The organism is Jiangella alkaliphila, from assembly GCF_900105925.1.
Taxonomy (GTDB): Bacteria; Actinomycetota; Actinomycetes; order Jiangellales; family Jiangellaceae; genus Jiangella; species Jiangella alkaliphila.
The window spans coordinates 5,940,990-5,955,024 of record NZ_LT629791.1; the positions used below are offsets into that span (position 1 = coordinate 5,940,990).

Here is a 14,035-nt window from a genome sequence, read left to right on the forward strand (position 1 = left end):
ATGCCGGCCCGCCGTCCCCTCCCGACGGGCCCGCGCCCGTGAGCCGGGTGGCGGGGCGGTTCGTGCTGCCGGCGCTGGTCGCCGCGCTGTTCGCCGCCCCGCTGTGGTTCATGGTGGTCGGCTCGCTGCGGCCGACGAGCATGCCGCCGCCTCGGACGTTGGAGTTGCTGCCGCCGGAGCCGACGCTCGAGGCGTACCGGCGGCTGCCCGAGCTGATCCCGGTGTTCACCTACCTGGCCAACTCGGCGGTAGTGGCCGCCGTCGCCGTGCCGCTGACCGTCGTGGTCGCGGCGCTGACCGGCTTCGGCGTGCGGCTGCTGACCCCGGCGGCGCGGAGGCGAGCGGTCATCGCGCTGCTGGTCGTCCTGCTGGTCCCGGTGACCGCGGTCTGGGCGACCCGGTTCGAGGTGTTCCGGCTGGCCGGCGTCGTCGACACGATCGTGCCGCTGCTGGCGCCGGCGCTGCTCGCCGTCAGCCCGTTCCTCGTGCTGCTCTACGCGTGGAGCTTCGGCGGCATCCCGGCCAGCCAGTTGCAGTCGGCGCGGCTCGAAGGGGCGAGCTGGCTGACCATCTGGCGGCGGGTCGCGCTGCCGCAGGTCCGCCCGGCCACGCTCGCCGTCGCCGTGCTGGCCTTCACGTTCCACTGGGCCAACTTCATCGATCCGTTGCTCTACCTGCACAGCGGCGACCGCTACACGTTCCCGCTGGCGCTGCGCTTCCTCCTGTTGCTCAACCCGACCGACTGGCCGCTGCTGATGGCCGGCTGCGTCATCGCGACCGTGCCCTGCGTGGTCGTGTTCCTGCTCGCCCAGCGCGTGCTGCTGAGCGACGACCCCCTGGCCGCCCTGCGGAGAGGACGCCCATGACCCGGATGCCGCGCTGGGCCGGAGCCCTCGCCCTGGCCGCGCTGCTCGCCACCGCCTGCGGCAGCGAGGCCGGCCCCGGCGACGACGGTGACGCGGCGAGCGACCGCGACATCACCGTGATGCTGTTCGGCGACGCCGAGGAGGTCGCCGGGTACACGACGCTGGTCGAGGCGTTCGAGACGTCCAGCGACGTCGGCGTCACGCTCTCCCCCGTCGCCGGCCAGGACGAACTGATGGCCCGGTTGACGACGGCGTTCGCCGGCGGCGCCCCGCCGGACGTGTTCCTGCTCAACTTCCGCCGCTACGGGCAGTTCGCCGCGCAGGACGTCATCGAGCCGGTCCAGAGCTACCTCGACGACAGCGACGTCCTCGCCGAGGACGACTTCAGCCCGCGGGCGCTCGACGCGTTCCGATTCGACGGCGACGAGCTCACCTGCATGCCGCAGAACCTCTCGTCGCTGGTCGTCTACTACAACCAGGACCTGTTCGACACCGCCGGCCTCGACGCCCCGCAGCAGGGCTGGACCTGGGACGACTTCCTCGCGGCGGCCACCGCGCTGACCGGGGGCGGCACGTACGGCGCGGGCGTCGAGCCGTCGATCATCCGGGTGGCGCCGTTCGCCTGGTCCAACGGCGGCGACATCGTCGACGACCCGGACGATCCCAGCACCTTCACCCTCACCGGCGACCCCGCCACCAGGGCCGCGGTCGACTGGTTCCTGGACCTGCAGCTCGTGCACGGTGTCGTCCCGCCCGACGCCGAGGAGCAGAGCGAGTCGAGCGAGGCCCGGTTCCTGCGCGGCACCCTCGGCATGTACCTGAACAGCCGGGTCGCCGTGCCGACGCTGCGCACCATCGAGGGGTTCGAGTGGGACGTCGCGCCGCTGCCGATGGCGCCGGGCGGTGAGCCGGCGTCGATCCTGCACAGCGACGCCTACTGCATGAGCGCCGGCCTCGACGTCCACGCCGCGGCCTGGGAGTTCATCGAGTTCGCCATGGGTGTGGAGGGCCAGACGATCCTCGCCGAGTCCGGCCGGACGGTCCCGTCGCGGCTCGACGTCGCGAACTCCGACGTCTTCCTGGCGCCGGCCGAGCCGCCGGCGTCGTCGCGGGTCTACCTCGACATCGAGCCGCACCTGCGGGCCACGCCGCGCACCGCGAGCTGGTCGCGCATCGAGGGCGAGGCGAACGACCTGCTCGCCGAGGTGTTCTACGGCCGGGTCGAGCGGGAGGAGGGGCTGCGGCGGCTCGAGGACGAGTTGCGGCCGCTGTTCGAGGCGCCCGCGGGCGGGTCCTGACGGTGGCCGACGGCAGCGGCGTCCGGCTCACCGGGCTGGTCAAGGCGTACGGCCCGGTGCGCGCCGTCGACGGTGTCGACCTCGACGTCCCGGCGGGCGAGCTGGTCACCGTCGTGGGGCCGTCGGGGTCCGGGAAGTCGACGGTGCTGCGGCTCATCGCCGGGCTCGAGCGGCCCGACGCCGGCACCGTCGCCGTCGGCGGGCAGGACCTGCGCGACGTGCCGCCGCACCGGCGCGCGGTCGCGATGGTGTTCCAGGACTATGCGCTCTACCCGCACCTCACCGTGCGCGAGAACATCATGTTCGGCCTGCGGGTGCGCAAGGTGCCCAAGGACGAGGCCCGGCGGCAGGCGGCCGCGGCGGCGGACCAGCTCGGCATCGCCGACCTGCTCGACCGCTACCCCGACCAGGCCTCCGGCGGCCAGCGGCAGCGGGTCGCACTGGCCCGCGCGCTGGTCCGGGCGCCCGGCGTGTACCTGCTCGACGAGCCGCTGGCCAGCCTCGACGCGCAGCTGCGGCTCACCACCCGGGCCGACCTCGTGGCGCTGCACCGGCAGCTCGGCTCCACGACCCTGCACGTCACGCACGACCAGGCCGAGGCGATGACGCTGGGCGATCGCGTGGTCGTGATGGACGCCGGCCGCGTCCGCCAGGCCGGTCCGCCGCAGGAGGTGTACGACGCGCCGGCCGACACCTTCGTCGCCCGGTTCCTCGGCAGCCCGCCGATGAACCTCGTCCCCGGCGGCGGCGTGCTCGGCGGCACCGGCGGCGACGGCGGCGGCACGGTCGGGATCCGCCCCGAGGACCTCGCCCTCGATCCCGACGGGCCGATCGAGGCCACCGTCGAGGCGGTCGAGACGCTCGGCAGCGAGGCCGTCCTGCTGACCCGGTGTCCCGACGGCGTCCGGCTCACCGTCCGCACGCCGCCGCGGCTGGGGCTGCGATCCGGCGACGGTGTCAGGCTGCGGCCCGACCCGCAGCGGCTGCACCGGTTCGACGGATCCGGACGGCGGCAGTGACCCGGGTCGGCCGCGGCGGCTCGCTGTCGGGCTGGGCCTTCCTCGCGCCGTACGCCGTCGCCGTCGTCCTGCTGATCGCCGTCCCCGCGCTGCTCAACGTCGGCTACGCGTTCACCGACCACACCGGGCTGACCCGCGACCCGCAGTTCACCGGGCTGGACAACGTGCGCCGCCTCGCCGAGGACGGATTCCTGGCGGACAGCCTCGAGGCATCGCTCTTCCACGTCGCGCTGTCGGTGCCGCTGCGGCTGATCGCGGCCGTCGGGCTGGGACTGCTCCTGGCGGCGCCCCGGCCGGGTGGGCGGTGGTTCCGCACCGCCGTCTACCTGCCGACCGTCGTCCCCGACGTCGCGCTGGCCGTGCTGTTCCTCTGGGTGCTGAACCCGCTGTACGGGCCGCTGAACCAGCTGCTCGGACTGTTCGGCCACCCCGGCTACACCTGGCTGTCGGACCCGGCGACGGCGCGGATCGGCGTCGTGCTGATGCTGCTGTTCCCGATCGGCGAGGGGTTCGTGGTGGTGCTGGCGGCGCGCCGGCTGCTGGACGGCCGGCTGTACGAGGCGGCCGCGCTGGAGGGCTGCGGGCCGTTCGGGCAGCTGCGCCGCATCACGCTCCCGCTGCTCGCGCCGGTGCTCGTGCTGCTCGCCGTCCGCGACACCATCATGACGCTGCAGGTGAACTTCGTGCCGGCCTACGTGCTGACCGACGGGCGACCCGCCAACGCGACGCTGTACCTGCCGGTGTACATCTTCGACCATGCCTTCGAGTTCTCCGGGTTCGCCTACGCCGCGCTCATCACGATCGTGCTGATGCTGATCACGGCGGCGATCATCACCGTGCAACTGCTGGCCGTCCGGCGCTGGCGGGTGCTGCGATGACCGGCGCGCGTCGCTTCATCGCCGTCGTCGTCGCGGTGGCGCTGGCCGGGTGCGGCGGCGCCGACGACCCGGCGACGTCGGGCAACCCCGGCGACGCCATGCTGGCCAACCTGCCCTCCTGCGACCGGGTGCCGCTGGACGAGGCGCCGGAGCTGGGCGACGTGGTCGACGGGCTGGTGTTCCCCGACGGCGCCCGCGTGACCTCCGTGGTCGAGCAGGGTGCGCTGGTGACCGTCGAGGGCTCGATCCGGATGACGCCGCTGGAGCTGCGCGCCGACTACGAGGGCCGGTCCGACGTCGAGCTGCTGCGCATCGAGGACGAGGTGTTCGAGACCGAGGTGCTGCTGCGTTCGGCGGGCCGGCGGATGTACCTGCGGGCCACCGCCCTGTGCGCCGACGGCACGGCGCTCATGGCCGTCGTGGGGCCGGACTCCGAGGACGCCGGACTGCCGGAGTTCCAGAGCGACTGACCCCGTCCGACACCTGTCGTGACAGATCGTCGAAACTCTCGGCACATTACCCGGTGACATATCACTCTCCGGTGCCTATTCTTCGCACACGGCCCTCCCCCGAGGCCGTGTGTTTCCCGTGCGGAGAGGGAGCCCCGGCATGATCGCCAGACTCGCCCGCTATCGCCGAACCGTCCGGACCGCCGCCGTCGCCACCCCCGTCGCCGTCGTCGCCCTGGTCGCCGCCATGGTCTACGGCGACGACCGGACACCGCAGCTGAGCACGAGCACCGCGACCGGGCCCATGGAGCTGCCCGACGAGTGGATGACGGCCCAGCGCATGAGCGACGGCCGCACCGAACTGTCGGCCGAGACGTACGCCGCGGCGCACACCACGGCGCGCAACATCGAGCTGCGCACCCGCAGCATGTACCGCCACCTGGCCGGCCTGGAGTGGGAGTTCTTCGGCCCCAGCGACATCGGCGGGCGGGTCGTCGACATCGCCATCGATCCGCAGGTCGACGACCAGATCTTCGTCGCGGCGGCGTCCGGCGGCGTGTGGAGGTCCAGCGACGCCGGCATGACCTACGAGACCGCCTGGCCCGACGACTGGGTCCAGGGCATGGGCTCCGTCGCCATGACCACCGACGGCGTGCTGTTCGCCGGCACGGGCGAGGCCCAGCCCGGCGGCGGCTCCATCACGTTCGGCGGCGACGGCATCTACCGCTCCCTCGACCGCGGCGAGACCTGGGAGCACGTCGGCCTGGCCGACAGCCACGCCATCGCCCGGTTCGCCGTCGACCCCAGCGACCAGGACCGCATCTTCGCCGCGGCCGCCGGCAACCTGTTCGTCCCCGGCGGCGAGCGCGGCGTCTACCTCACCGAGGACGGCGGCGACACCTGGGACCGGGTACTCGCGCCGCTGAACGAGACCACCGGCGCCACCGAGGTGCTGATCGACCCCACGAACCCGGACCGCGTCTACGCCGCCATGTGGGACCACCGGCGCGAGCCGCACCAGCGCACCTACGGCGGGCCCGGCTCCAGCCTGTGGCGCTCCGACGACGGCGGCGCCACTTGGGAGCGCATGACCGACGGCCTGCCCACCGACCCCGACCAGGGCCGCTGGGGCCTCGCGCTCGCACCCAGCAACCCGGACCGGCTCTACGCCTACGTCGGCACCGCGCTCGGGCCGTTCCGGGCGTTCTACCGCTCCGACGACGGCGGCGACAGCTGGCAGCAGACGCCCGTCACCGCGAGCGGGGCGTCGCAGTCCACGTTCAGCTGGTGGTTCGGCAAGCTCTTCGTCGACCCACAGGATCCGGACCACGTCTTCCTCACCGGTGTCGACCTGCGCGAATCGACGAACGGCGCGATGTCGTTCGAGATCTCGGAAGGGCCGCATGCCGACCAGCACAAGCTGGCGTGGGACCCGAAGGTGCCGAACCGGGTCTACCTGGGCAACGACGGCGGCATGTACCGCTCCGACACGAACGGCGCTTCCGAGTCGTGGTCCAAGGCCACCTACGAGCCGTACACGCAGTTCTACTCCGTCGACGTCGCCGAGACCGACACCGATCTCAAGGTCGGCGGCGCGCAGGACAACGGCTGCAATCGCGGCTACAACGGCGTCGGCGGCGGGTGGGACGCGATCGGCTGCGGCGACGGCCTGCAGGTGATCATCCATCCCGAGAACCCGGCCATCGTCTTCGGCTGCAGCCAGTACGGCTCGTGCTACCGCTCCGAGAACAGCGGCAGCCCCCCGCGGCAGAACTTCGGCACCGGCCAGACGACGTCAGAGCGGCGCAACTGGTTCACGCCGCTGCAGTTCGACCCCAGCGACCCCGACGTCATGTACTACGCCGGCAACCGGCTGAACCGGTCCACGGACAACGGCCGCACCTGGACCGCCATCAGCCCCGACCTCACCGACGGCGGCCCCAACGACCCCAACGGCTATCCGTGGGGCACCATCACGGCCGTCGCCGCCGCACCCACCGACGGCGACACCATCTACGCCGGCACCGACGACGGCAACCTGTGGTGGACCGACGACCTCGGCGGCACCTGGAACGAGGTCGACGCCGGTCAGCTGCCCGGCACCTGGGTGACCCGCATCGCCGTCAGCCCGGCCGACGAGGACGTCGCGTACGTCACCTTCTCCGGCTTCCGGTCCGGCAGCGACCGCCCGCACGTCATGGTCACCCAGGACGGCGGCGTCACCTGGACGAACATCGGGCAGGGGTTGCCGGATGCGCCGGTCAACTCCATCGTCCCGACGCCGGACGGGCTGCTGCTCGCCGGCACCGACGTCGGCGTGTTCGTGTCGGCGTGGAACGGTGGCGAATGGGCCGCGCTCGGCACGGATCTGCCGAACGCCCCCGTCATGTACATGCGCTACCACGAGACGGACCGCCAGCTCAGCGTCGCCACCTTCGGCCGCGGCATCTACCAGGTCGACGTACCGACGTGCCGCGGCACGTCCACCCGGCTGCCGCTGCGCGAACCCGGCGTCGGCGTCGGCGGTGCGCTGGTGTCCTGCCGGCCATGACCTGAAAACGCTCGGCCGGAACCGGTCGCGGGGCGGGCGGTGCGGCGGCATACTCGACGCAGATTGGCGACGACTGCCGACGCACCGCCGGCCCGGACGACCGAGAGGCACATCATGGACATCGACGACCTGCTGGCCCGGCTACCGATCGACCAGCTCGCCGCCTCGCTCGGGGTCGACGAGAAGACCGCCGAGCAGGCGACCCGGCAGGCGCTGCCGGCGCTGATCGGCGGCATGCAGGCGAACGCGCAGGACGCGGACGGCGCGGCGTCGCTGACGAAGGCCCTCGACGACCACGACGACGAGCTCGTCAAGGGCGGCGTGAACCTCGCCGACGTCGACACGAACGACGGCGAGAAGATCGTCAGCAACGTCTTCGGCGGCAACCGCGACCAGGTCGTCAACCAGCTCGCCGGGTTCAACAGCAAGGCCGGCGGCTCGGACCTCATCGGCAAGCTGCTGCCCATGCTCGCGCCGATCGTGCTGTCCTACCTCGCCGGCCAGCTCAAGGGCGGCGACAAGGCGGCGGCGCCGTCGCAGCAGGCGCAGTCCGGCGGCGGACTGGGCGACCTCCTCGGCGGGCTGCTCGGAGGCGGGAGCGGCGGCGGCTCGGGCGGCGGCCTGGGCGACCTGCTCGGCAGCCTCGGCGGCCTGCTCGGCGGCGGCAAGCGCTGACGCCGCCGAGCACGCCTCAGCCGGTCAGCGCGCGGTCTCGCTGAACGCGTAGAGGTTGCCGTCCCAGGCTCCGACGACCAGCGTGTTGCCGCTGACGGCCGGGGTGGACGCGACCCAGGTGCCGATCTCGTAGCGCCACTCCACCGCGCCGGTGGCCCGGTCGAACCCGTAGACGAACCCGTCGTTGGAGCCGACGTAGACGGTGTCGCCGCTGACGATCGGTGACGACGTGATGCCGCCGCCGGTCCGGTGGGTCCACAGCAGCGCACCGGTCCTGGCGTCGAGCGCCGTCACGTTGCCGTCGGAGAAGCCCATGTACGCGACCCCGTCGGCGATCGCCGGCGACGAGCCGGTGGGCGTGCCCCGGATGAACGACACGTCCGGGCTGGAGTAGCGCCAGACCGCGGCGCCCGTCGCGGCGTCACGGACGACCAGGTCGTCGCCCTGGCAGCCCATGTACAGCAGCTCGTCGGAGTACACCGGGGTGGTGTTGGTGCACGGCATACCGCTGACGCGCCACTCCTCGGCGCCGGTCTCGGCGTTCACCGACACCAGCCAGCTGCCGTCGCCGTCGACGTAGAGCCGTCCGCCACCGAGCGCGGCCGGCGTCTCGGAGATCCAGCCGCCGTTGAGGCGGACGTTCCACAGCTCGGCGCCGGTCTCGGCGTCCAGCGCCATCAGGCGCCGCTCGCCGATGCTGTAGACCTGGTAGACGATGCCGTCCTCGTAGTTCGGCTGCTCGTACATCCAGCCGCGGTGCACGCCGTCGCCGACCTCGTCGCCCTTCGTGATCGACCAGAGCTTCTCGCCGGTGGCGGCGTCGAGCGCGAACAGCGTGCCGCGAACGGTCGCGGCGTAGACCTTGCCCTCGGCGACGACCGGGGTGCCTTCGGCCTGGCCGTCGGTCTGGAAGCGCCACAGCTGCTCCCCCGTCGCGAGGTCCACGGCATGGACGGCGTGGTTCGCGGCGCCGTCCTCGTCGCGGGTGCCGGCGTAGACGACTCCGTCGACGATCGCCGGGGACGACGTGAGGATGGTGCCGGGCGTCCGGTAGCTCCAGGCGGGCTGCAGCCGCGCCGGGTCCAGCACGTCCTGGGCCACACCGGTGTAGGCGGAGTTCCCCTTGAACATCGCCCAGTCGGCGCCGGAGCGCGGCGCGTCGAGGACACCATCAGGCACGACGGTGAAGGCCGAGGTCTCGCTCCAGGTCTCGCCCCCGTCGTCGGTCGCGCGCACCTCGATGGCGTGCTCGCCGGCCGTGAGGCCGCGACCCCGGACGTCCGCCGCCCAGGTGAAGTGGCTGCTCTGCCGGAGGTTCCGCCACGGGCCGCCGTCGAGGCGGTAGCTGACGTCGGTGACGGTCGACGTCGTGTCGTACGCGTTGATCTGCACCGTGGCGTCGCCCTCGGCGACCAGGGCGCCGGGCGCCGGGTTGGTGACCGTGAGGCTCTGCCGGACCCCGTACATCTTGAACGGGTACTCGTTCTTCCGGCCCTCGAACGTGACGACCCGGAACCCGTTCGGGGTCTGGTCGAGGGTGCCGGAGGTCGCGTTGGTCACGACGTGGGCGGCGCCGCCGACCACCGAGAGGTCGACGTCGTTCTTGTGGGTGTGCCCGGCCAGGACCAGCTTGGTGTTGTACTGGTCCAGCAGCTCGATGTACCGCGCGGGGCCGTTGGCGCCGCCGGCCGTCGGAGGCGAGTCCATCGGGCGGTGCACGACCACGACGACCTCCTTGTCGTCCTGGGCGTTCGCCGCGAGGTCCTGCCGCAGCCACTCCAGCTGCGCGGTGTCGGCGAACCCGGAGTTGTTCTCCAGGACGACGAAGTGCCGGCTGCCGTAGTCGAACGAGTACCACTCCGGCCCGAGGTACTTGCGGTAGTTGTCGTAGCCGGTGTCGTCGGTGATGTCGTGGTTGCCGACGGCCGGCCAGACCGGCACCCGCGAGGTCGCCGTCGTCGCGTTGTACCTGACGAACTCGGGCTCCGTGGCGTTCTGCGTGAGGTCGCCGGCCACGAGCAGGAAGTCCGGTTCGGCGGTGAGCTCGTTGACCTCGCCCAGCAGCCCCTGGAAGATGGCGCGGCTCTCCTCGGTCAGCAGCAGGGTCTGCGGGTCGGCCAGCAGGCCGACGCTGAAGTTCGGGTTCCTGCTCCACGGCGACGGGACCAGCCCGAACGAGGCATCGGCCTCCTCGCCCGGCTCGAGCTCACCCAGCTGCCGGTAGAAGCTGGGGACCATCGACTCGTCGGGCGCAGCCGTGTACCCGGCCGGCTGGGTGACGAACACGATCTCCGCGGTCCGCCGCGCCGGGTCGGTCTCGAGCGTGTACCGGCCGTCGCTGTCCGTCCGCACGATGGTGACGCCGTCCGACACGTCCACGCCGGCGAGGCCGCGCTCGCCGCGGTCCTGGTCGCCGTCGCCGTTGCGGTCGGCGAACACCGTTCCGGTCACGACGGCACCGCCGTCGGCCCGGGCGTCGTCGACGGCCAGGGTCGCCGTGAGCGCGGCCGCGAGGGCGGTCGTCACCGCTCCCAGCGCCAGCCATGCCGTCGCGCGCGGGCGACGGCCCGCGAGTCTCCCTAAGTGGGGCATCAAGGTCCTCCCTCTCGTCGGACCGACGCTAGGGCGGACGACCGATCGTATACAGTCGCGCAGATGCTGGGCATATGACCGGAAAGTGACGTTCCGACGACCGATGTTGCGCCGTGCAAACGCATCGGTGACGACGTCGTCATCGGGGTGGGCGAGGGTGGCCGGATGAGCGCACGCCGACACATCGCCCTCGTGGCGCACGACAACAAGAAGGTCGAGCTGCTGAGCTGGGCCGCGTTCAACCGCGACACGCTGGCCCGGCATCAGCTGTACGCGACCGGCACCACCGGCACCATGCTCGAGTACGAGCTCGGTCTGCCGGTGACGCGGTTCCTGTCCGGCCCGGTCGGCGGCGACCAGCAGATCGGCGCGAAGATCGCCGAGGGGGTCGTCGACCTGCTGATCTTCTTCTGGGACCCGCTGGAGCCGCAGCCGCACGACCCGGACGTGCGGGCGCTGCTGCGGCTGGCGGCGGTGTGGAACATCGGCGTCGCGTGCAACGTGATGAGCGCCGACCTGATGATCTCGTCGCCGCTGCTGTCCGGCTTCTACCAGCGCATGCGGCCCGACTTCGGCGACCGCGACTGGCAGGCGGCGGAGGCCGGCTGACGGTGCGTCAGCCGGCCTCCGCGACGAGTCGATGCCGTCAGCGCGACGCGACCACCAGCTGACCTGTGGCGGTCAGGCCTGTGCCGGCGCCGACCCCGGTGACGACGAGGTAGCGGGCGTCGACGACGGCGGGGACGGCGACGGTGTGGGCGACGGCTCCGCGCGCATCGGCCACGACGTCGACCGGCGCGAAGCCCTCGACGGCGATCGTCACCGTCTCGCCGGCTCGGAAGCCCGCCGCCGTCACCAGCGCGGACGCACCCGCCCGCACGACCCCGCGGGCGCCGATGCGGACGCCCGCCTGGACGCGAGCCAGCTCGTCGCAGGCCGAGTCCGGTGTCCCGTACGACGCCAGCGGCGCGCCGCCGTCGAGCACCCCGTCGTCCTCGCGCAGCCAGGTGAAGCCGATGGCCCGGCCGCCCATCACGGCGCCGGAGGTGTTGATCACGCTGGCCTTGACCTGGGTCCCGGCGCTCGTGCTCGGCGCGGTGTCGCCCTGCCGGGACGCGGTGACCACCTGGCAGGTCTCGCCCGGCGCGAAGGTGACCTCCCGCATGGTCGCGCCGAACCGGCTGGTCGCGGAGCCGAGCACGGAGACGTACCCGGTCACCGGCACCGGCGACGGCCGGTCGAGATAGACGGCGACCTCCGCGCTGCCCGGTCCGTCGCCCTCGTCGGTGTTCGGCGCGTAGACGTCGATCGTCGGCCAGGTGCGCGCACGGGCCTGCCCGACCGCCGACGACTCGAACGCCAGGTCCGACACGTACGCCGCGCCGGCCGCGGTGCCCACCAGCCGGATCGCCGCGAGCCGGGTGACGTCCAGCCCGGCGGCGGCCAGCTCCGCGATCGGCACGTCGACCTGCTGCAGCACGATCTTCTTCAGCGTGCTGGCCGCCGCGTCGGTGGCCGACGTCGGCAGCCGGACCAGCGCGTACGGGTTCAGCTCGGACACGGGCGCCGACCACGTCGCACCGTCGCCGTCGGCCACCGACAGCACCAGGTCGGTGCCGGCGGCGACCGTCTCGTCGGCGGCCAGCTTGACCGAGAGCCGCTCGAACCGGCTCGCGTTCCGCTGGGCGTCCGGCACCGCGACCGCCAGCCCGTCGCCGGCCGCTGTCCAGGTCAGCCTGGTCAGAGGCGTCGCCGGGACGTTGCCGCCGTTGGAGGCCGGAGTCCAGTGCGGTGCAACGGCGCTGGGCGTCGACGCGCATGGAGGCAACTGCTGCGGCACGGTGCGGTCGCCGAGGCTGGCGCACACCTGCGCCGTCGCCCCGCCGACGGTCGTCACCAGCGGCGACGTCTCCTCGAACGTCGCCAGTGCCGACCGCGACCCGGCCGGCGCCGTCGACACGCTGCGCACGTCCGCCCCGCCGAGGGACGCCGGCACCGCGCCGGACCCGTCGAACATCGGCAGGAACTGCTCCTCGCCGCCCATCGTCAGCCGGAACCAGGCCGACATGTAGGCGGTGCCGACGTCGTACTGCTCGGCCGGGGTCAGCCGGATCGAGGTCGCCGCGACGGACGGATCGGTGCCGCAGATCGGCTCGACCCGCCGCGCCGCGCTCCCCCAGTCGTCGCTGACGCTGAACGAGAACAGGCCCGGCGTCCAGACGGTGTTGAAGAAGTTGTGGTTGGCGCCCATGACCCAGACGCCGCTGCGAAGCACGTCGTCGTCGAATGCGTACCGGGAGTCGTCGAGCAGGTGCTGTCCCTGCTGGTTGGAGACGTCGCCGTCGCAGTAGGGAAGGATCACGTTCATCGGGACGTCGGGCACCGTCATGCGGCCGAAGTCGACCGGAGCGAGCGGCAGGATCGACTCGATCGCCCGCGGGTTCGGCAGCGCCTGGTTCAGCACCGTCGCCGACGTCACGCCCTCGCCGCCGCGCGAGTGCCCCATCAGGCCGATGTGGCTCAGGTCGAAGCGCCCGCGCAGATCGGCGGCCCGGACGGTGTCGAGGGCATCGACGCCGCCAGGGAAGGCATCGGCCCTCGCGGCGAGGGCTGCGGTCCCCGCCGCGAGGGCCTGGTTCAGGGTGACCTCCCGGTCCGTCCAGGCGTCCTGGTACGCGACCCGGCGGCCCTTCGTCGCGTTGTCCAGCATGGTCAGGGTGTCGAGGATCAGCTGCCCGCGGGCTTGGGCGCCCTGGTCGGCGGCGAGCTGGTTGTCGTTCGCGTTGACCGCGTTGGCCGAGATCGACACGACGGCGTAGCCCTGGCTCGCCAGCGCCCGCGCGGTGCCGTCGTAGCCCAGGTAGCTGGGGATCGACAGCCGCGCCGGGCTCGCGTCCGGCGACGGAGCGCACGGCCAGCGGGCCGGGTTGGCCTCGCCCTCGCCGTAACAGGAGCCGTGCCGGCCGTGCAGCAGGATCACCGTGGGCCGGGCGCCGCCGGTCGTGGGCAGGTAGAGCTTGCCCTCCAGCTCGCCGCGGATGCCGCCGATGGCCGCGAGCGGGACGGCCTGGTCGCCGAAGGCGTAGATCGACTCGGTCCAGTCGTACGGACCCGGCTCCAGCGGGTCGGCGGCGAGCTGCGCGACGGCCGCGTCCGGCACCGCGGTGGGTGCGCCCGCGGTCGTCGCCGCGGGCCCGGCCGACTCGCTGGACCACCCGGCCTCGACGGTGTTCGCGGCGGCGACCGCCGGGTCGGCCGTGACGACGGTCAGCGACCGGCCGTCGCCGGACTCGGTGGCCAGGCCGATCGGCTCCCCGTCGACGACGATCGTCGGGGCGTCGCCGCGGATCGGCAGCGCCTCGTCCAGCTCGACGGTGACCTGGTAGCCGCCGGGAGCGCGTTCGACCGACCAGTCCGGGCCGGACGCGACCTCGGCGGCGGGAGAGGGAACTGCCAGCGCGGCGAGCAGCGCGGACGACAGCACGGCCGTCGCGCCGGGGATGATCCCACGGCGAGCAGACTTGCCCACGGATGGCTCCTCAGGGGTAGGGGAGCCACAGTCTGTCCGGCGTTCCTTTCCGTACTATTTCATTGCCTTAGCCTGCATATTTCGTATTCAACCCAGCCGGGCCAGCTGGTCGTCGGTCATCGGCCGGCTCTGGGTGGTCTGCGGCCGCTTTGCAATGAGCACCTCTACGCACCACCGC

10 protein-coding genes are annotated in these 14,035 nt (G+C 72.7%); 8 read left to right on the forward strand and 2 right to left on the reverse strand.

The genetic code is table 11. The annotated features are described in order from the left end of the window. The first annotated feature begins 38 nt into the window (after positions 1-38). From BLV05_RS27355 to BLV05_RS27385, 7 genes are all read left to right on the forward strand, one after another. Positions 39-866 carry a carbohydrate ABC transporter permease gene (locus BLV05_RS27355; RefSeq protein WP_083421410.1) on the forward strand — a complete coding sequence of 276 codons (828 nt, stop codon included), beginning with the start codon at positions 39-41 and terminating at the stop codon, positions 864-866. Next, positions 863-2,164 carry an ABC transporter substrate-binding protein gene (locus BLV05_RS27360; protein ID WP_046771439.1) on the forward strand — a complete coding sequence of 434 codons (1,302 nt, stop codon included), beginning with the start codon at positions 863-865 and terminating at the stop codon, positions 2,162-2,164. The genes BLV05_RS27355 and BLV05_RS27360 overlap by 4 nt, the downstream gene beginning before the upstream one ends. A 2-nt stretch (positions 2,165-2,166) precedes the next feature. Then, positions 2,167-3,183, forward strand: a complete 1,017-nt coding sequence (locus BLV05_RS27365; protein ID WP_046771440.1) for an ABC transporter ATP-binding protein — start codon at positions 2,167-2,169, stop codon at positions 3,181-3,183. Further along, a complete protein-coding gene (locus BLV05_RS27370; RefSeq protein WP_052762927.1) occupies positions 3,180-4,061 on the forward strand; it encodes a carbohydrate ABC transporter permease in 882 nt (293 codons plus the stop codon). The genes BLV05_RS27365 and BLV05_RS27370 overlap by 4 nt, the downstream gene beginning before the upstream one ends. Further along, complete coding sequence (locus tag BLV05_RS27375; protein WP_046771441.1) at positions 4,058-4,531, forward strand: hypothetical protein; 474 nt, start codon at positions 4,058-4,060, stop codon at positions 4,529-4,531. The genes BLV05_RS27370 and BLV05_RS27375 overlap by 4 nt, the downstream gene beginning before the upstream one ends. A 139-nt stretch (positions 4,532-4,670) precedes the next feature. Beyond that, positions 4,671-7,061 carry a WD40/YVTN/BNR-like repeat-containing protein gene (locus tag BLV05_RS27380; RefSeq protein WP_046771442.1) on the forward strand — a complete coding sequence of 797 codons (2,391 nt, stop codon included), beginning with the start codon at positions 4,671-4,673 and terminating at the stop codon, positions 7,059-7,061. A 111-nt stretch (positions 7,062-7,172) separates the two neighbouring features. Beyond that, positions 7,173-7,736, forward strand: coding sequence for a DUF937 domain-containing protein (locus tag BLV05_RS27385; protein ID WP_152690976.1), 564 nt, complete (start codon positions 7,173-7,175; stop codon positions 7,734-7,736). A gap of 24 nt (positions 7,737-7,760) precedes the next feature. Here BLV05_RS27385 and BLV05_RS27390 read toward each other — a convergent pair whose 3' ends face one another. Further along, positions 7,761-10,262 (reverse strand): outer membrane protein assembly factor BamB family protein, encoded by a 2,502-nt coding sequence (locus tag BLV05_RS27390; RefSeq protein ID WP_046771444.1) that lies wholly within the window; start codon positions 10,260-10,262, stop codon positions 7,761-7,763. Positions 10,263-10,493: 231 nt separating this feature from the next. Between BLV05_RS27390 and BLV05_RS27395 the strand changes: the two genes are divergently transcribed. Then, complete coding sequence (locus tag BLV05_RS27395; protein WP_046771445.1) at positions 10,494-10,937, forward strand: methylglyoxal synthase; 444 nt, start codon at positions 10,494-10,496, stop codon at positions 10,935-10,937. Positions 10,938-10,974: 37 nt separating this feature from the next. On the opposite strand, the gene BLV05_RS27400 is transcribed toward BLV05_RS27395, so the two are convergent. Then, positions 10,975-13,857, reverse strand: coding sequence for an alpha/beta hydrolase (locus BLV05_RS27400; RefSeq protein WP_046771446.1), 2,883 nt, complete (start codon positions 13,855-13,857; stop codon positions 10,975-10,977). Positions 13,858-14,035: the final 178 nt, after the last annotated feature.